Annotated in this window: 15 protein-coding genes and 1 pseudogene; 6 read left to right on the top strand and 10 right to left on the bottom strand. The window is 36.9% G+C overall.

The window, feature by feature from the left end:
• The first annotated feature begins 11 nt into the window (after positions 1 to 11).
• Positions 12 to 1,238 carry an efflux RND transporter periplasmic adaptor subunit gene (locus tag FTV38_RS05615; RefSeq protein WP_180021867.1) on the top strand — a complete coding sequence of 409 codons (1,227 nt, stop codon included), beginning with the start codon at positions 12 to 14 and terminating at the stop codon, positions 1,236 to 1,238.
• Positions 1,228 to 4,383, top strand: coding sequence for an efflux RND transporter permease subunit (locus tag FTV38_RS05620; protein ID WP_180021869.1), 3,156 nt, complete (start codon positions 1,228 to 1,230; stop codon positions 4,381 to 4,383). Before FTV38_RS05615 ends, FTV38_RS05620 begins: the two co-directional genes overlap by 11 nt.
• Before the next feature lie 114 nt (positions 4,384 to 4,497).
• On the opposite strand, the gene FTV38_RS05625 is transcribed toward FTV38_RS05620, so the two are convergent.
• On the bottom strand, positions 4,498 to 5,196 hold the full coding sequence (locus FTV38_RS05625) for a DUF1826 domain-containing protein (protein ID WP_180004439.1): 699 nt from the start codon (positions 5,194 to 5,196) through the stop codon (positions 4,498 to 4,500).
• Positions 5,197 to 5,324: 128 nt separating this feature from the next.
• Positions 5,325 to 5,561, bottom strand: a complete 237-nt coding sequence (locus FTV38_RS05630) for a VF530 family DNA-binding protein (RefSeq protein ID WP_180021871.1) — start codon at positions 5,559 to 5,561, stop codon at positions 5,325 to 5,327.
• Positions 5,562 to 5,984: 423 nt separating this feature from the next.
• On the opposite strand from FTV38_RS05630, the gene FTV38_RS05635 reads away from it, so the two are divergent.
• The gene (locus FTV38_RS05635; protein WP_180021873.1) at positions 5,985 to 7,181 is read left to right on the top strand and encodes a tyrosine-type recombinase/integrase; all 1,197 of its coding nucleotides are present in this window, start codon (positions 5,985 to 5,987) and stop codon (positions 7,179 to 7,181) included.
• Here FTV38_RS05635 and FTV38_RS05640 read toward each other — a convergent pair.
• From FTV38_RS05640 to FTV38_RS05675, 8 genes are all read right to left on the bottom strand, one after another.
• Positions 7,178 to 7,918, bottom strand: coding sequence for a M48 family metallopeptidase (locus FTV38_RS05640; RefSeq protein ID WP_180021875.1), 741 nt, complete (start codon positions 7,916 to 7,918; stop codon positions 7,178 to 7,180). The two genes, FTV38_RS05635 and FTV38_RS05640, sit on opposite strands and share 4 nt — an antisense overlap.
• Position 7,919: 1 nt before the next feature.
• Positions 7,920 to 11,201, bottom strand: coding sequence for a type I restriction endonuclease subunit R (locus FTV38_RS05645; RefSeq protein WP_180021877.1), 3,282 nt, complete (start codon positions 11,199 to 11,201; stop codon positions 7,920 to 7,922).
• 15 nt (positions 11,202 to 11,216) lie between these two features.
• Positions 11,217 to 11,825 carry an SLATT domain-containing protein gene (locus FTV38_RS05650; protein WP_180021879.1) on the bottom strand — a complete coding sequence of 203 codons (609 nt, stop codon included), beginning with the start codon at positions 11,823 to 11,825 and terminating at the stop codon, positions 11,217 to 11,219.
• 2 nt (positions 11,826 to 11,827) lie between these two features.
• Positions 11,828 to 13,132, bottom strand: coding sequence for a nucleotidyltransferase (locus tag FTV38_RS05655; protein WP_180021881.1), 1,305 nt, complete (start codon positions 13,130 to 13,132; stop codon positions 11,828 to 11,830).
• Positions 13,133 to 13,249: 117 nt separating this feature from the next.
• Positions 13,250 to 14,188, bottom strand: a complete 939-nt coding sequence (locus FTV38_RS05660; RefSeq protein ID WP_180021883.1) for an endonuclease NucS domain-containing protein — start codon at positions 14,186 to 14,188, stop codon at positions 13,250 to 13,252.
• Positions 14,188 to 15,351 carry a restriction endonuclease subunit S gene (locus FTV38_RS05665; RefSeq protein WP_180021885.1) on the bottom strand — a complete coding sequence of 388 codons (1,164 nt, stop codon included), beginning with the start codon at positions 15,349 to 15,351 and terminating at the stop codon, positions 14,188 to 14,190. Before FTV38_RS05665 ends, FTV38_RS05660 begins: the two co-directional genes overlap by 1 nt.
• Positions 15,341 to 16,864 (bottom strand): type I restriction-modification system subunit M, encoded by a 1,524-nt coding sequence (locus tag FTV38_RS05670; protein ID WP_180021888.1) that lies wholly within the window; start codon positions 16,862 to 16,864, stop codon positions 15,341 to 15,343. The genes FTV38_RS05665 and FTV38_RS05670 overlap by 11 nt, the downstream gene beginning before the upstream one ends.
• Entirely contained in the window at positions 16,864 to 17,484 is a 621-nt protein-coding gene (locus tag FTV38_RS05675; protein WP_180021890.1) for a restriction endonuclease subunit S, read from the bottom strand. Before FTV38_RS05675 ends, FTV38_RS05670 begins: the two co-directional genes overlap by 1 nt.
• 1,171 nt (positions 17,485 to 18,655) lie before the next feature.
• Between FTV38_RS05675 and FTV38_RS05685 the strand changes: the two genes are divergently transcribed.
• From FTV38_RS05685 to FTV38_RS18285, 3 genes and pseudogenes are all read left to right on the top strand, one after another.
• A complete protein-coding gene (locus tag FTV38_RS05685) occupies positions 18,656 to 20,146 on the top strand; it encodes a site-specific integrase (RefSeq protein WP_180021892.1) in 1,491 nt (496 codons plus the stop codon).
• Entirely contained in the window at positions 20,143 to 20,298 is a 156-nt protein-coding gene (locus FTV38_RS05690) for a hypothetical protein (protein WP_180021894.1), read from the top strand. The genes FTV38_RS05685 and FTV38_RS05690 overlap by 4 nt, the downstream gene beginning before the upstream one ends.
• A gap of 57 nt (positions 20,299 to 20,355) precedes the next feature.
• Positions 20,356 to 20,422 (top strand): annotated as a pseudogene (locus tag FTV38_RS18285) (helix-turn-helix domain-containing protein); the annotation flags it as partial.

Genomic DNA, 20,422 nt, shown 5'->3' on the forward strand with positions numbered 1-20,422 from the left:
CAGTTAATCACATGAAAATTAAACAAGATGGAAAAATTTCACAGCCTTTGATGATTGCAGTTTTGGTTGGCCTAACGCTGATGCTGTGTACTGCTATTTGGTTAAGTACAAATAAATCCGATGCGGATAAAACTGAGTCGGAAGGTGAAAATAGCGAAGCCAAAAAGAGTGATACTGAAGCAGAACATGCGGAAGAAGGTGAACTGCAACTCACCACTCAACAAATGGTGGAACAAGGAATTAAAATTGCGACTGTAGAAAATGGTCTGGTCGAAAATATTATTCAATTGCCGGGTAAATTGGCGGTCAATACAGATCAGCAGGCACATATTTCCCCAAACTTCAGCGGTCATGTCGAACAAGTCAGTGTAGCACTCGGTCAAACTGTACAAAAAGGTCAAACTTTAGCTGTGCTGTCAGTACCTGAATTGATTGATCAGCAAGCCAATTTACGTATGGCAGAAGCCAATTTAGATTTAGCCCGTCAAGATTATCAGCGTGAGCAAAAGCTATGGTCTCAAGGAATTTCTGCCAAACAGGACTTCCAGCGTGCTGAAAATGCCTATCGTCAGGCTCAAATTAGCGTACAGTCAGCACAATCGCGCTTACAAGCTTTGGGCGCGAATAGCGGTCAAAACGGACGATTTATCATTCGTGCGCCTATTGCAGGTGTAATCAGTCAAAAAGATATTGTGGTGGGTGAAAATGTGCAATTGGCAGACCAATTGTTCACCATCGAACAGCTTAAAGATTTGTGGCTGGAATTTAACTTAGCTCATCAATATTCCGCACAATTACAAACGGGTCAAATCGTCTCTTTCAAAATCAATAGTTCAGATCAGCTCTATAGCGCAGAGGTACAAAGCCTGACGTCAAAGGCAGATGTGCAAACGGGACGCTTGGTGGTACGTGCCAAATTAAAACAACAATCTGCTGAGCTTCGCCCGAATGTGATGGTCAACGTGCTATTGGCAGATTCAGGTACTAAAAATGTATTACGGGTGCAAAAGTCCGCCGTGCAAAGCATAGAGGGTAAAGACAGTATTTTTATTGTTGAATCTGAACAAAAAGGTCAAGTGCATTTAAAAGCGCAAGCGCTAAAACTTGGACAAGCATCCAGTGATGGGCAATGGCTAGAAGTGATTTCGGGTCTTGAGGCAGGGCAAAAGTATATTTCCCAAGGCAGTTTTTTACTGAAATCGGAACTGGAAAAAGACGAGGCTGGCCATGAACACTAATTCAGAGAATCCGAACACAAATTTACCAAAGCCAGCAGGTCTATTCGAACGCATTATTCAGTTTTCAATTCAAAATGCAATTTGGGTGATGCTGTTTGTCTGCACATGGATTGCCGTCGGGATTTACAGTTATCAAAAACTGCCGATTGATGCAGTACCTGATATTACCAACACCCAAGTGCAAATTAATACGCAGGCCAATGGCTTTACAGCGTTAGAAGTTGAACAGCGGATTACTTATCCGATTGAAAATGCGATGGCAGGTATTCCAGATTTGGAGTTGACCCGTTCTATTTCCCGTTATGGCCTGTCACAAGTCACGATTGTCTTTAAAGACGGTACGGATATTTACTGGGCACGTCAGCAAATTAATCAGCGGGTACAGGAAGTTCAGTCGTCATTGCCAGCTCAGGTTTCTCCGACGATGTCGCCCGTTTCGACAGGTTTGGGCGAGATTTATCAATGGGTGCTGAAAGCAGAACCCAATGCAAAAAAAGCAGATGGTACGGCATATAGCGCGATGGATTTGCGTGAAATTCAGGACTGGATTGTGCGTCCGCAATTACAGCGTGTACAAGGTGTTGCCGAGGTCAACAGTATTGGTGGTTTTAATAAAACCTACGTGGTTTCACCTGATTTAAACCGCATGCAACAGCTGAACCTGTCATTAGAACAATTACAGCAAGCGCTTACAGAAAATAATGAAAACCGTGGTGCAGGATTTATTGAGGAAAATGGTCAGCAGTTAACAGTTCGAGTGCCGGGAACCTTAAACACCATTTCAGATATTGAAAACACCATGATTGACAGCCCAAATGGCAGTCCAATTCGGGTGGGTGATATTGCGCAAGTCTCGATAGGGCATGATTTGCGCACAGGTGGTGCAACCTATAACGGAGAAGAAACGGTTTTAGGTATTGCCATGATGGCTATGGGACAAAATAGCCGAACTGTCTCGAAAGCTGTAGATTCCAAAATTAAAGACATTCAAGCCAGCTTACCCAAAGGGGTAAAAATTGAAACAGTGTATGACCGTACCACATTGGTGGAGAAAGCGATTAAAACCGTTCAAAAGAACTTGGTTGAAGGCGCAATTCTAGTCATCATCATTTTATTTATCTTTTTAGGTAATATCCGTGCCGCCTTAATTACCGCCTGCGTTATTCCACTATCCATGCTGTTTACCTTAACCGGTATGGCACAAAAGAATATCAGCGCGAACCTAATGAGCTTAGGCGCATTGGATTTCGGGATTATTGTTGATGGTGCAGTGGTGATTGTTGAAAACTGTATACGACGTTTAGCCCATGCACAGCAAATTTTGAAACGTCCATTAACGCAAAATGAACGCTTTAAAGAAGTCTTTTTGGCTGCACGTCAGGCACGCCGTCCGCTGATATTTGGACAATTAATTATTTTAGTGGTGTATTTGCCAATTTTTGCTTTAAGCGGTGTAGAAGCAAAAATGTTCCATCCGATGGCATTAACTGTGGTATTGGCACTTGTGGCGGCGATCATTCTGTCTATTACATTTGTACCTGCTGCTGTAGCGCTTTGGGTGAAAGGTGAAATTAAAGAAACAGAAAGCCGTTGGATGAATTGGCTGAAAAAGCAGTATCTTCAAATTTTAAATAAAGCCTTTCATTACAAGGCTGTAGTGATGACTTTTGCACTGTGTTTACTGCTCATTACTGGGCTTTTAAGCACCAAAATTGGCAGTGAGTTTGCACCACAGCTGAGTGAGGGTGATTTTGCAGTTCAGTTGATGCGCTCACCAAGCACAGGCCTAGAAGAATCATTAAAAATGCAGGAGAACGCTGAGAAATTGCTGCTGAAAAAATTTCCAGAGATTCAGGCTGTATTTGCTCGTACAGGTACAGCAGAAGTGGCAACCGATGTAATGCCTCCGAACATTTCCGATGGTTATATTATGCTTAAACCACGAAATGAATGGCCAAACCCTAAAGAAAGTGTGGATGAACTGCGTGGCCGTATGGTGGCTTATGTGGCTACAATTCCTGGCAATAACAGTGAGTTTTCCCAACCGATTGAACTGCGCTTTAATGAGTTGATCTCAGGTGTACGTAGCGATGTTGGCGTTAAAATATTTGGCGATGATATGCAAGTGCTCAACACAGAAGCCACTAAAATCGCCAAAATTATGCAGCAAGTTGCGGGGAGCAGCGACGTAAAAGTTGAACAAATCTCAGGTTTACCTTTATTAAATATTGAAATAGATAAGGCTTTGGCTGCGCAATATGGTTTAAGCGTTAAATCTATACAGGATACTGTGGCAGCCAGTGTAGGCGGACAAAGTGTAGGGGAGATTTTAGAAGGCGATCGCCGTTTTGACTTTGTTATTCGTTTAAATGATCAAGACCGTAATGTAAGCACGATTTCACAACTACCGTTAAAGTTGCCAAATGGTGGCAGTATTGTACTCTCAAATGTTGCCACAGTGTCTAATGTAGATGGGATCAATCAAGTCAGCCGTGAAAATGGTAAACGCCGTATTGTAGTGACTGCCAATGTTGAAGGCCGTGATTTAGGTTCTTTTGTGGCGGATATGCAGACTCAGCTGAAACAATATGCATTACCAAGCGGTTATTGGATTGAATATGGCGGTCAATTTGAAAACCTTGCATCTGCCAAAGCAAGAATGCAAATTGTCATTCCTTTAGCACTACTGACCATCTTTATTTTATTAATGGCAGTATTTCATAATGTGAAAGAAAGTCTGCTGGTCTTTACTGGCGTACCCTTTGCCTTAACGGGCGGTGTATTGTTTCTTTGGTTAAGAGATATTCCGCTTTCGATGTCTGCAGGGATTGGATTTATTGCACTCTCAGGTGTTGCTGTGCTGAATGGCCTGGTCATGCTGACCTTCATTAAAGAACTGGGGGACAAGTATCCATTGCATGAAGCCGTATGGCAGGGCGCTGTACTTCGATTACGCCCAGTACTCATGACTGCCTGTGTTGCCTCTTTAGGTTTTGTACCAATGGCTTTGGCAACAGGTACAGGTGCGGAAGTGCAACGGCCTTTAGCCACGGTTGTGATCGGCGGTATTCTTTCTTCCACCTTGCTGACCTTGGTGCTATTGCCAGTGCTTTACCGCTGGCTTAATACAGCTCGATCTCAATAATCTAGACTAAGCAATTTTGATTAAAACGATATTGCATTAACCCATACGGTTCATTCATTAGACAGAATGGATCGTATGGACTTACGATTTATCAATATTTAAACACAGCTAAAATCAGCAAATCAGTATAAGCCGATATTCACCTACATTTTCTACAGGTGCGCGGTGTACACAAGGCAAAACTTGCTGTGTAGGATGATCCACCGCTAAACGCCAAAGATGACCATTGCCTAGATTTACAGGCACAGCATTTTCTTTGAGCTGATAATGTAAATCAAAAAAATATTCCGCTAAAAAATCATCAAATTCTGAGGTAGGGCCATCGTACAAATCTTTAAGTTGTTCTCGTATTTTAGGAATTAAGATTCTTTGTGTCACTTGATCATTTGGCACAATATCACTGGAAGCACCATAATATGTACATAAAAAGGTATCGGTAGCGATAGGTGATCGATCGACATGAAAGGAATAAACATCGGTTGAGATGAAATCGAATTCATCATCTCGTTCATAACATTTGAGCAAGTTCAACGAAGGTGATGCACCAAATTCTGTTAATTGTTGCAGATCATTTAAAATAACTTCTCTGGCTAAATGGCCTTGCGATGAAAGTGTTAACTTCATCAGATCATCTATAGAAATTTCGGTTATATTTTCAATCAGTTCGAGTTTTTCGACTATTTCTTTAAAGTCGCCTTGTATGCTGCGTTGCCAGCAAAGCGCATTCATTTGACCTTCGAAATGACTATGAATCAATTCAGAAAATGTAGTGACTACACCAATTTGAGGATGCTGGGAAAAAGTATTGCTCATAATAGGGATCAATTTAAATCTGAGGCGAAGATACTGCGTACAAGGAAGTGCTAGAAGGATTAAGCAGTTTTATTCTATCTTAAACCATAAACTGCTATACAAAATTATTCGAGCATAGGCATTCATCGTTACGCTTTCTGTTTGGCTTTTTGGCGTAAGACATACAAATATAAGCTTTCTACTTTTTCACGTGCCCAAGGTGTAGTACGTAAGAATCGTAGTGATGATTTAACGCTTGGATCTATGCAAAAACATCTAATTTCAATTTTGCGGCTTAAGCCTTCAAAACCACCGTAGTAATCCAATAATTCATCCAAGATGTCAGCAAGTTTTTTGCCGTATAAAGGGTCATTGGAGGTGCTCATATTAGATCAATCATATTTTGGGAGACCATTATTATAACCTGAGCGAGTTGAAAAAATGAGAGGGTTTGAATTTAAACATCAGGAACGTCAGATTCGCCAATTGATAAGATTCTGATTTCGGCATAACGTATATTATGTTCATTAGCGTACTCGGCATCGTGAATGATAATTTTACAGATTCACGATGTCGAGCTGTGGCAACGGATGCGTTGTGTAGGCCACAGTCTTGGATATGCTATTTAACATAATATATATTATACGAACAAAAGGTACTTTAGTACTTGTTGTTTAAACTACATAATCTCTCTAATGCTTTAAAATCGTAAAATGTCATTTAAGTGTTGTTCATGTTTCTTAACACTTTAATATTTGGTCTTGATATCAAAAATATGTAGCATGGTTATATTTAAAGAATAGATAAAAATGCTCTTAAAATTTAAAGATAAATTCCATAAAAAGACTAATGACAAATTAATTGTCATCACTAATTCTTGTCTTGTGCCATACGTTTGGCCTCAGGTTTACAATGAGTTTTTTATTTGTCATTTGGCTACTAATACTAAATATAAAATTCTTAGACACATTAATCATTTTTATGAGTTTTTAGATACCAAGCTTCATATTTTTCCAGATAAGATTTTTGATGAGTCCAACTTAGATAACACTAAAAATTACTTCTTCTCCTATTATTGTCATTTATGTAATGATTTAGAACCAATTAATAATGAAATTTGGGCGGATGTTGTAGTTTTTTATGAAAAAATTCAAGAGTTTAAATTAAATACTAGTAATAATATTAATTTTGAATTAAAAGAATCAATCAAAGATTTATCAGAAAAACTATCTCAATTTAAGTTTAGAAAATCTAAAAAAATATTAAAAATTAAATCATTACCTCCAGTCATTATTGACTATCTTGATGAAATTCTAGTCCCAGGTGCTGTTAACAATCCTTTTAAGCATTTACAAACACAGTGGAAATATTATGTGGCATACATTCTATTGTCATATGTAGGTTTGAGACGTGGAGAATTATTACTATTAAATATCGATTCTTTCTTCATGACGAAAAGCTTTAAAAATAATAAAAATTATTATTACTTAAATGTACAAAATAATGAGAGCGATGATGATGAACGCTTTACAGAGCTGAATTTAAAAAATCAATATGCTACTAGGCAGATACCTATTGGTGAGGATATATACAAACTACTCAAAATTTATTGTGAGGGCTATAGACCACGCTCTTACACCCCTTTTATATTTATATCCAATAGGCATAAACCATTGTCCGTAGAAGCCTTAAATAAGACATTTCTAAAAATTTATCAAGCGTTGCCTATAGAATTATCAAAACAGTTAGAAAAGACACACGGTCTTACAAGCCTATCACCTCATATGTTACGTCATACTGCTGCTTCAATTTGTGTTTCGCTCTATCCAGATGATAATAGAGATAATATGTTTTCTGTAATGAGGAGTTATTTTGGATGGTGGCCAGATTCCAAAATGCCAGCATACTATGCTAGCAGTGCCTTCAATGACCAAATGCAGGCAAAATATCTCGATATATTAAATAGAAGAATATCAACAATAGAAAGAATATTTAGTCACGATTAGTGAATGATTGCTGTCGCTCTATCATCTAACCGTTTTTTGATTATTGGCCAATCAGGCATAACTTGACTTAGAAGTTGATAAAAACGCTCACTATGATTATGTTCAACCAAATGACAAAGTTCATGCAAAATCACATAATCAATGCAAATTGCGGGCGCTTTAACTAGATGCGGGTTCAGTGTAAGAAGACCTGATGGTGAACAGTTCCCCCACTGTGTGCGCATTGTCATGAGTCGTATATCAGGCTTAGCTTCAACCCATAAGGCTTTTTCAAGAATCTGCCTCAATCGTACTTCAAATATGACTTTTGCTCGAGATCTGTACCATTCATTTAAATGAGATTTAATACTTTCAATATCCGTATCTAAGGTGTTTACCTCCAATCTTCCCCTTAGAAGTTTTACACCTTTTGGCTTGGTATCATCTTGAATCACTTTCAATTGATACTGTTTACCCAAATAAAAGTGGCTTTCACCACTTTTATATTGGCGAGGCGTGATAAATTTGCTTTGTTCACGGAACTCTCGTAATTGCTTATAGATCCAACGACTACGCTGCTTTACAGCTTCAATGATTATTTTATCATCTGCATTTAACGGTGCCGATACAACTACCCGACAATCAGCATAGACTTTAATCAGTATCTTTTCAGTACGGCTAGGACTTTCAAGCACATCAAAATCAATAACTTCATCACCATAAATGATGCTTAACTTTTTCTCATCTAGCATATTCATCCTAGAGCCCATTTAAACCGACCCGAGTAATTTGTACGATCATTTCCACAATTTTTTTGGCTTGATCCATACCACTACAAATGGATTTACATTCACGGAACATCTGCGGTAATAGTTTTTTACGGATATCTGCTTCAATATTTTGTGGATTAATTGAGTTTTCAGCTACAGAGCTCATGACAGAACGATCAACCTCGAAAGCGAGTTCAATCCACTTATCTTGATTCTGTTGATCTGTTATCGAGAATGCTTCAGGTAATAGTTTCTTGAATACACCATAATAAGCTTGAGCATGCTTATTACCACTGAACACATCAGGAATTTCATCTAAACGACGAGCCTCAACTTGCTCTTCAAACTCTTTAAACAGCATGTGTTGCTTCAATGGATGATCAAATTCTTTCTCTGCTTCTTCAATGACTTGACGTAACAGTTTAGAAAAAGCCTCCTGAGCATAGGGATCATCACGCAATTGCTGTTCAATCATCTTCGTTACACGAGTTTTGATGATATCCGTTTCATTACGTGTTTTCTCTTCACTCCAATCTTCAGGTTGCGCCACTTTGCCCATCTTGCCGACTTCATAGACTCCATCAGGGTCTTTTACCTCAATACCCACAACATGTTTATCAAGAAGTTTTTTGACTTGCTCAGCATACTGATCATAGTCAATAGTCTCTCCAGCATCTCGTTTCACAATCTGACGCAAGCTTGTAAATAGTTTGACTGTTTCTTTGTAGTGCTGACGATCTGCATCAGAAAAGCTTTTATCTTCAAAGAAGGTTGCTGACTGCAACGCAACTTTTAAACAACTGGCAAATTCTGTAAGTGCTTCATAAAAATCATCACGTACTTTCAAGTGAATATCAACCAACTCACCCTCACGTTCTTCAATACGAGGGACTAAAACTTGGCGTAACTGCTCTGGATCATTTTTATTTTTAACATCAGCAAAAATTGCCCAAAGTGCTTTATACAAACGAGGTAATCGTTTGTATTCGGAACTCATTTGCGTATATAAACCTGTAAGATCATTAATATCATAGCCACCTTGGGTACGGGCAGCGAGATCTTGGTAATCAAGAATTGTGGCGTCCAATTCTTTTAAAATACCTCGATAGTCGATCAATAAACCAAACTTTTTCATCGGATGAAGCCGGTTTACACGCGCAATTGCTTGGATCAAATTGTGCTGTTTTAAATTTTTATCAATATAAAGAACAGCATTTTTAGGTTCATCAAAACCTGTTAAGAGCTTATCCACCACAATCAGCAATTTAAGTGATTCATCTTTTTCAAAACGCTCAATCACTTGTTTGGTATAGGCTTGCTCATCCTGAGTGCCGACATTGTCTTTCCACCATTGGGTCACTTCAGGGGTAGTCGATTCATCAACATCAGTATTCCCTTCACGACTATCAGGTGGACTCATCACCACAGCAGACTCAAACAAGCCTGCTTCATCTAAGTATTTTTTATACTTAATGGCTGATGCCTTACTATCACAAGCAAGTTGACCTTTTAAGCCATCATCAATATTTTTGACAAAATGATTAGCAATATCTAATGCGATTAATCGAATACGGTCATCAGCGGTATAAAGCTGACCTTTTCTTGCAAATTTACGCTTTAGATCTGCTTTTTGCTGATCATTTAAACCTTCTGTAATACGCTCAAACCAAGTATCAATTGCACGCTCATTGACATCTAAATCTGGGATACGCTCTTCATACAGCAACGGGGTAACAGTTTTATCTTCTACCGCTCTCTGCATCGTATACGCATGAACAATAGGTCCGAACTTGTTAACGGTCTTTTCATCTTTAAGCAATGGTGTGCCTGTGAATGCAACGAATGCTGCATTTGGAAGTGCGAGTTTCATACGCACATGGTTTTCGCCACCTTGACTTCGATGCCCTTCATCAATCAGGACAATGAAGTCAGAACTTGTGTTAACACATTCAGGAAGTTTGGTTGCAGAGTTAAATTTCTGAATCAAAGAGAACATGATTCGCTCTGTACCCTTACCAATTTGTTCAGCCAAGCGTTTACCTGAAGTCGCCATGGCGTTTTGCTTGTCTCTTTTCCCTGTCAGTTCGCCACCAGAAACAAAGGTTTTACTGAGTTGATCTTCTAAATCAACACGGTCAGTAACAACCAAGATACGGCATTGTTTTAAAGCCTCATGTAAGATCAAAGCTTTACTAAGAAAGACCATGGTAAAAGATTTACCTGAGCCCGTTGTATGCCAAATCACACCACCTTCACGACCACCCTTGCTATTCTTAGTACTAATACGCTCAATGAGTCGTTTAATACCAAAAATTTGCTGATATCGAGCAACAATTTTTCCTGCTTTCTTATCGAAAAGCGTATATAGGCGAACCATTTCGAGTAGTCGTTCAGGCTTTAATAGACTAATCAGCAGTTGATCTTGACCTGTAACAGCTAAGTCTCCACCTGCAATTAGGTTTTCATACCAATTTAAGTCATCGACTGGACGATAAGAAAATAGGCTCTGTTTTTGTGAAGCAGTTAATTTCTTATTTTTAAGCGCATACATCTCTGCATCAGAAATATCTTCTTCTCGCCACGCTGCCCAAAACTTAGCAGGGGTATTACATGTGCCGTAACGCCCTTCATGTCCATTTATAGAAACCAGAAGTTGGCTATAGGCAAACAGATGTGGAATTTCATCAGGTCGCTGATTACGAAGCGTCTGAGAAATGCCTTCATTAATCGTTGGACCTTTCTTAGCCTGACTATCAGGGCGTTTTGCTTCAATTACCCCTAAAGGAATACCATTTACAAAGCAAATGATATCGGGTCTTCGTGTATCTACACCACCTGAGCGTGTGACAGCAAATTCTTCAGTATATGAAAAATCGTTGTTATCAATGTTATACCAATCAATCAATGGAATCGTCGGGCTAACCTTTTTTCCATTCACAAATTCAGTTACAGGAATGCCGTAGAACAAATGGTTATACATTTTTTCGTTGGCAGTCAGCAGCCCTTCATTCAAAGCAGGGCTACAGATTTCAGCAATTAAGTTGTCTACCGACTTTGCAGAGAGTGGATACTCTTGACCAGCAAATGGAAAAGTACGCTTAGAGAGCTCTTTACGAAAAATTTGGCGTAACACCACTTGGTCTTGTTTTCCATCACGGGCAATAAGTGCCTGTGATGGTGGTAAAAATGACCACCCCAAATTCATTAACAATGTTAATGCTGGGATCTTAGCACTGTATTCTTCTTGAAACTTAATTGAGAGACCGTTCATACCTAACCAAAATTTTTAAAATAAAACTGCGAAACATGCACTAAGATTTGCTTTATAAATAAAGCAAATAGCCATAACGATTACGGCAACCAAGAATACATAAAAGCTCAGAGGTATTTTATCCCGGAAAAAATTAAATTTTTTCTGCTCATCAACCCATTCAATTTGATGTTGCCAAAAGAATTTATAATGTGCGTACCAATCACTGAACAATATCTGCTTACTTAAACCAACTGCGTAATATTGGTTCTCTAATTGGCGATGCTCCTCAATTAAAAGCGATAAATCATCAGTATTATTTTTACTTTGTACTGAATAATATAAAGTTTTAAGCTGATTATAGATTTTAGTTAGTTCAACCCCTGCCTTCTCATAGTCATTTTTTTTTGCATCATACATACTGACATAGAGACCAGTTACACCAAGTATTGTGAATAAAGCAGAAAGAAAATTTGTGGAAAGCGCCTGAAAAGCCAAGCAACAAATACCAAAAACAATTGAAAGAAAACTAATCCACCCTGGTGATTTTTCTACAAGATCATAAGTAGCAAAATGCTTCTTTGCTCCGAATCCAACGTTGTATCCCGTATCAGCAATACATTTAAGTAAATCATCTCGTTTCATATTTACTCCTCAATTGGTACATAAATGCAATCACGAGCTACAACCACACCATTTTGAATGATATAGCATTCCACTAAATGCTCCCCATTGAAACTTGCGTATTCATCAATACTCTGTTTACCTGAGTCCCATATGATTTGACCACGAATACAATTACGTCTTTTCGCTTCTTCACCCCGATTCAGTACTTTCCATTTAACGGAATAGCCCTGCAAATCTTTCGGTGTTGTATTTTCATCAATATAAAAACTTAGCCCACGTCCATGATTTAACTTCTTCTTTCTTCGCTTAAAGCCCCTGAGCCAATCAATCGTTTGTCCGTCTTGAGTCACTCTCGATTCAATTTTTAGCTTATAGCGAATATCAACAGGATGTTGATCCTCGATAAACTGCTCTGTATCTTCGTAGCGCATATCTTCAATACGTATCGACATTTCTGTTTGTTTACTTGGAGCCTTAGGAAATTGTCTTCCATAAACCATTCGCCACTTACTATAAGCCTTATCATCAGTCCCTAAAGTAATCGCCTCTAAACATAGTTCATAGGCATCTTTTGCAGCATCTTGGAATTTAGCTTTTACTTTTACATCCTGATTACTACCTAAAGCTTGATAATGATCACGATCAGGTTGTTCTGATAAATACTTAAAAAAATCACGGCTTAGCCAGTCGTAATACAAATAGCTTTTATCATCATACTCAGTTGTTGATTTCATGAAGTTATAAGCTAGCGTATCAATCAATAAGCCACCCATTGAAACACCATGCTTATTTTTCCAAGCTCTAGCCATCTTACATAAACGACGCAAATTTCGATTTTTTGCATCATTCATGCTTTTCATTTCATCAATTTCAGCTTGAGGCTTAGTAATTTTCCAACTACCACCATTCTTAGTATCTGGATACTTATATGAGCCATCCTCTTGCTTAAATACAGGCTGGACTTCTACATGGAAGTTCGTATATTGGACACATACGACTAATCGGTCTACAAACACCGTGGTTCGAGGATAACGTGCAAGAATTGCATCTTTTGTATCCTTTAATAACTTTGATTGACCACCATTTTTATAATCATCCCATTTTGAAGATGGCATGATGTACAACATGTCTAAATCTGAAATACCTTTAATCGCAGTCCATCTACCGTACGAACCAACTTGTAATTGATTTGATGTTTTCGATTCGGTATCACGAAATATTTTGTTCAATGCACATGTTATCTCTTGATAACGCAACGTGATTTGTTCTTCATTCGCAACTTTAATATTACTTAAAAAGTCTTGAAACATTTGGGAAATTGACATTACAGCCCTCAAATTTTAATTGTTGATAAAGTATTAAAAACATCCTTGTTTATAACGATCTATTTGATATTTAGTGACGCCAAATATGATCAATCAGCGCCAAATTTCACTTTTGCGTTAGCTTTTATTGAGCTTAAAACTCAACTGATAACGATAAAACTCAATATTCTGAGCCACACTCAAAGCACGACGAATTCTTAAATCATCCTCTAGTGCAATGATGACGCCTTTCACTTGCTGATCTGCCTCAGCCAACTCATCTTTGACATAGCCCATATAGCGTTGAATCTGCCCCACCACACGATCACTTGCACGACCACGTTTTAGCTCAACAACAAGCAACGTCTTCTTATCCTTACTGATTGCCAAGATATCGATAGGTCCCGTATCCGATGGATACTGCTGACCGACCAATTGACCTTCTTCGGTATAGATGTCATATGTTGCACCCAACTCAGTTTTAGACCAGTTCTCCACCAAGAAATGCTCTAAATGCTTTTCTAAAGCAAAAGCGGTTGGGTCTTCGAGTACTTCATCAGGTTCGAGATGCTCAAGTGTTTCTTTACCATCAATAAGCGTTTTAAGCTCTTCTACATACTTGGTCAGATTACAAACTGTACCCACTGATCCCGATGAGTTTTTTAGCTCTTGAGACATCATTTCCCTAGGTAAAGTCTGTTCAAACCATTCAACTTTTCTGCGATGGCTTAACTCGCCAGAAGGCACGTAGTAATAGTCAGATATGACTTTACCCACGAGATAATGACCATCCCCACGAGGTGTAAGGATAATGTCACCCTGTTTAATCCCTTTAGAAAGGGTATGTAGCATGCCACATGCTAAGCCTGCTGAAATCTTACTTTTTTCAGGTAAGGCTGTTAAATAAACAGGAATAAAACGATGATTAAACTCACGCCAATCATCAGGTAAGTCATGGGTTAAGTCTTGGTCAATGTTCCAGTTGGCGGCAATAAAGCCACCCTCTAGAAACTCTTGAGCAAATACAGACTTCGCACCCGCCATAATGCGGTAGTAGCTAGGCGTCATTTGCATCATTAAGCAGCCACCTTGACACGTTTTTTACCTGTCAAAAGTTGTTGCATGAGTGCTTTTTTCTCTTGCTTTAAACAATCAAGTTTTTTCTGTAAGGTTTCAATTTCTTGATCTGCTAGAGAAAGAACTTCCGCAATTTGATGTTGTTCCTTCATATTTGGTAGAGGAATTACCAAATTTGAAAAAATTGAAATCCAATGTCGTTGATGCCCTCCAACAGTGAATTGCAACATTTGCATTGCTTCAAATACAAATTTAATTGAAACCCCTTTTTTAGCAGTCAAGATTTTCATGGCACTTGATTTTGCTTTAAATGGAAAGTTCACATATTTACTATCGGTTGTAAAATCATCAAATATAATTACAGGCAATTGATCTTGATAAATCCCTGAACTCTCATTGGTATAACCCAAAATAAATGTTTTACCTGCTGTTAAAACAGGTGTTTCATAACTATCACTATAAGCAGTGGATTCCACCAAATAAGGTGTTGGTTGTTGATAGTCAAGAAGTAAACCTAATTCTATACGTTGCCATTCATCACTAAACTCAACACCATTCTCATCAAGCAAACGCTTCTTACCTGTGAGCAACTGCTGCATCAATGCTTTTTTCTGCTGTTGGCTATTTTCAAGCAGTTTTTCAGTAGCTGAAATCGCTTGATCCCAACTTGTAAGGATTTGGGCGATTTTTTGTTGCTCAGGTAATGGAGGCGAAGCCACCTTTAAATTTTTTATATCAGAAATATTAATTCGTGAAACAGTAGAGCCTATTGATAATCTGTAAATATCAAATTTACATTTTTCTGTTGCTAAAATTAACGAAAGAAATAATGGATCAACTTTTTTACGATTCGGACGAAGCAACACCATCCGCTGTCCCATACAAATCTTTTTATCTTTTGGAACTAGGCAGCTTTCGCCAGCAGGTGCTTCACGTGTAAAAAGTACATCACCATATTCTGGAATAGCTCTCTGTGTCCATTCTTCAAAACCCTCCTCAGTTGTAAATTTCATATCCTCCATAACTAATTGTCCATTACGAACATTACTTGTGCGGACTACTAGAAATTCACTTTCTTCAACATACGGAGCTGTTTTGTGTTCACAGTCAATAATCTTACATAGCTCATGAATCGGTTTAGCATCTACAAGATCATAGGACATAACCCAACTCCTCTAAATACTTCGCCATTTGTACCTCAAGCTCAGCAAGTTGTGTCTTTAACTGCTCACGCTCAGCACGTACAGCAACCAAATCAATTTCAGCTTCCTCTTCAAAAGTATCCACATAACGAGGAATATTCAGGTTGTAATCGTTGTCTTTCACTTCCTGCAAAGTCGCCAAATACGCATACTTATCTACACTTTCACGAGCACGATAGGTTTCAACGATCTTGGCAATATTCTCTTCAGTTAAATTGTTTTGATTTTTACCTGACTTAAACTCACGGCTTGCATCAATAAACAAAACCGAATCATCAGACTTTTGCTTTTTGAAAATTAAAATCGCAGCAGGAATACCCGTACCGTAGAACAACTTTTCAGGTAAACCAATCACCGCATCTAATAAGTTTTCGTTAATCAACTTCTCACGAATCTTCCCTTCAGATGAGCCACGGAATAACACACCATGCGGAACCACAACGCCCATACGACCCGTAACAGGTTTTAGCGTCTCAATCATGTGTGAGATAAACGCATAATCACCTTTGGTCTTTGGTGGTAAACCACGACGGAAACGATCAAACTTATCATTCTCAGCTTGCTCATACCCCCACTTGTCTAATGAGAATGGAGGGTTTGCAGTCACGATATCAAACAACATCAAGTCGCCATTCTTATCCAATAATTTTGGATTACGAATCGTATCGCCCCACTCAATTTTGTGGTTATCTTCGCCATGTAGGAACATGTTCATCTTAGCCAGTGACCAAGTTGAACCGATGGCCTCTTGACCATACAACGCATATTCTTTGCTGTTGTGATTTGATACAACTTTACGACCACACTTCATTAACAGTGAACCAGAACCACATGCAGGGTCACAAATACTGTCGCCTTTTTGTGGATCAAGTAACTCAGCAATTAAGTCCGATACTTCAGGTGGTGTATAGAATTCACCTGCTTTTTGACCACCACTTGCAGCAAAGTTTTTAATCAAAAATTCATATCCGTTGCCAATCACATCAAGTGAACCCACACGGCTTGGTTTTAGATCCAATTCAGGCACAGCAAACACTTCTAAAAGATCTTTTAGAATCGTATTTTTTTGCTTTTCTTCGCCCAACTTATCGGTGTTAAACGAGATATCTTGGAAGACACTTTTTCCTACATCTTTGAGCTTTGTACCATTCGCTTCTTCAAGCGCATGTAAAGCCATATCAATACGTTCACCATTGCCCGGCTCAAAGCGACGCTCATGCAAGGTATAGAAATTAGATTCACGAGGCAGGACAAAACGCTCGTTTTTCATCATTTCTTCAATCAGTTCAGGCTCATCACCATATTCATTTTTATAATTGTCGTAGTGATCTTGCCATACATCCGAAATGTACTTTAAGAACAACATCGTCAAAATATAGTCTTTATAGGTATCAGCACTCACTGTGCCACGGAATACATCACATGCCGACCAAAGGGCTTTATTGACTGTATCTTGATTAATTTGAGTAACCATTATTTGTTTCCTTGAAGCAGTTGTTTAAACATGCCCATCATCATTTGTTCACGATTTTTAAGTAATTGTTGGGTCAAGATCTGCTCTTGCTCCCAAAGACGGTTTAATTCGATTATGTGTTGCTGAATGTCCAAGCTAGGGACTTCAACCTCAAACTGGTTGACTGTTGATACGCTCAGCATCGGCATCTTAGAACCCTGACTTTCTTTACGTAACTCGTATTGCACATGAGGTTGATTCAAGTACCAGCATAAGTATTCAGGCAGTACATTTTGATTTGGCATTAGAATCAAAAACTGACTACTCACAATTAAGGGTAATGCTTTTGATTGATCTTGATTGCCTACAAAATAATGTGCCTTGAGATACTCTCCACGACAGGGCAACAAGACAGACTCAGGCGATACGATTGCGTTATCTTTACCCTGCCAATCAATTTGCGGTAAATCATCAGCAAAAAGCGTATAACCACAGGTATCCGTTGCAATGCTACGAATATCTTTGATCTGCAATACGTGAGCATTGCCTAACTCGACTTCCTCAACTTTTTCACGGAATGTAAAACCTGTTCGAATCTCTGCAAGGTCGCTCAGTTTTACGGCTTTTTTTACATTTGACATAAATATTTACTCTGAAAGAGATTGAGCCATCCTTGGCTCAGTCCACTTAAGATGCGTTACCAACATATTTCTTTAGCCAATCAGTCATTGATTTGTCTTTATCTGAATCCAAATTTATCCAAGCCGCATCTCTTTGCAAACGTGTCACTAATAAACCATCATCTCTATCCATGACTTGTTGTAAATCATCACGAATCTGTGGTGCTATTTTATCCGAAACGATAATCCAACAGGACTTTAACGGTCGACACCATGTTCCATAAGCCTTAATTTTTTATCCAGCTCTTCATAGTTACGTTGTTTACGCAGGTCATAATTGATCTGATATACTTTCATTTGTTCTTAACTCCTAATGTTTAGTCACGTTATTGGTTTTGAATTCGATGACAGGCGGCCACCTGTCATCACTAAATTTAATGCAGTAGAGACACTATGAGTCATGCCGAGTGTTATGTTAGGTTGGTATTTGTGTTATGTCAATAAAAAACGCAGTAGATTCCCTATGTAAAATAATAAATAAATTTTCCTACTTTTTGTGAATTTCAACGAGGTTCTGGAAATTCTCAGATTTCAACTCAAAAAATTTAATATTGGCTATTTGAATTTAAAGTATATTGATTATTGGTGCTCTTCATAGAAAGTGATTCAATTATTTAATTCAAATTTATAAAAAACTGCTGAAGGGTTTTGTTGCACCCTTCTTAGACCAACCATATTCTGCTGTTTCATTACTATTGATGCCTGACTCATCAATATAAAGAATCTGTTCTTTTACATATTCGGCTTTTAATTGAGGGAACAATCATTGAAAGACAGCTCGACCTATTTTGCAGGCTTGTCTAGAGTAATATTTTTACATATAAAATATAAAAATCAATACCTTACAAATTAAAACTCTTATTTAAATCACATTTACAACAGTTCATTAATAATTATTTAATTATAAAAATTATTATATTTATAATAAATAGAATTTTATTGAGATTATTATATTTATAATAAATAGAATTTTATTGAGATTATTATATTTATAATAAATAGAATTTTATTGAGATTATTATATTTATAATAAATAGAATTTTATTGAGATTATTATATTTATAATAATCTTGAAGAGCTTGCAAAAATTTATTTTTTATATATTATTCTTAATGAAATAAAAGGAATTATCATGGATAACAAATATCAAGAAGCAAGTGCATTAGAATTTAATGATGATGGTTTATTTAAAATATCTACAAAATATATTAGATATGAAGATGATTTTACAGAAAAAATACACACATTTAGGGATGTTGAAAATGATAGTTGGGAAATTTATAGTGATGGGTGTAAAAAGATAATAGTTTTTAACAAATATAAGACTAATATTAAAAACTTAATTAAGTTAACTGCTATAAACATACTTACTAATCTTTCATCTTCTACATTAGTTAATTATATTCATGGATTCCTAAAAGTATTCTCTGAGCAAGAAATAATTGACATTATAAAAAATAAAGAAAAAATTCTTTATAATTGGGAAATCTATAAATCAAATAAAATCAATAGCTTTACAATCTCAACAATCTTGCCAGCTCTAAATTTTCTAAAAAACATCCTAATATATCTTTCTGTTAATAATTTATTAAGATGGAATAAAAATGATATTGAGAATATATCAAATTTAAAAAGATTTAAAATAAACAAATATGCAAAAATAAAATCCGGGGATTGTTTTTTAAATACAGAAGAGGAAGCAAAAATATTAAATTATATTAGCAAGGTAAGTAACTATGAAAATTTAACAAGTAAAGATTTAGATGAATATTGTGTTCTTATACTTTTTTATCAATTTGGTGTTAGGCCAAAACAAGTCGGAATGCTTAGGCTTTATGACTTAAAAACTTATAAAATAAATAAATACGATGAAACACTTCATGTTAAATTTCAAAAAATCAAACAAAGACATACTATGAATGCAATTCCATTAGTTAGAAAAATAAAAACAGAATGGATAGTTTTTTTTAAAGAAAAAATTAGAAAAACAGATAAACATGGTAATTATTATTTTTTTTCTAATAATAAAAACGATATACGTGAAATTTTAAGAAAAGTAACAATTAAAATATTAGGTTATCCTATTAATGCAAATATATTTAGACATTCAGTTGCACAGAGACTAGTTGAGTCTGGGGCAAATTTAGATGAAGTATCTTCCTTCCTAGGACATACTTATTCTAAAAGTGCATTGATTTACTTCCAAGTATCTGCACAGACTGGAGTATTAATTAATAAAGCTCTAGGCATATCTAATATATATAGTAAAATTTCAAAAATTACGCATGGTGATTTTATAAGTATAGAAGAATTAAATAATTTGAATACTGAAAAATACATTGAAAGTTATCCACATGGAATAGCAATATCTGGTATTGGTGGATGTGATTTAAAACAGAACTTATGTAAAAAAAATCCAGTTTTTTCATGTTATGGTTGCGATAAATTTTTACCTCTAAATGATAAAAGTGTTCATGAAAATGTATTAGAAAACCTAAGAAGTATTATAAAAAAATTTAAGGACTCTAGCTTATCTGAGACTCACTCTCCTGCTTATATGCAACTTAAGAGCCTAATATTCAATATTGAATCCCTTATACATGAAATCGAGGAAAAAAAATGAATAATTTTAAGAATTATATTTTAGAAATGAAGAAATTAGCTCAAATAAAAAAAATTAAATGGGACATAGAGGTTGACAAAAATGGTGTCGTACTCTCTGAGGATCGCTGGAATTTAAATGAGATAATTGGAAATAATACAAGACCATTTTAAGTTGACAAAAATAACTAATCATGCGAAAAAGTTTTTTTAGTTAACAGATGTTCACCCATGCCTCGAATTGTTTCTGTACCACTTAGTTTAGAACAGCGAGAACGACTCATTTTTCTGGCCAAGC

The organism is Acinetobacter sp. YH16044, from assembly GCF_013417145.1.
Lineage (GTDB): Bacteria > Pseudomonadota > Gammaproteobacteria > Pseudomonadales > Moraxellaceae > Acinetobacter > Acinetobacter amyesii.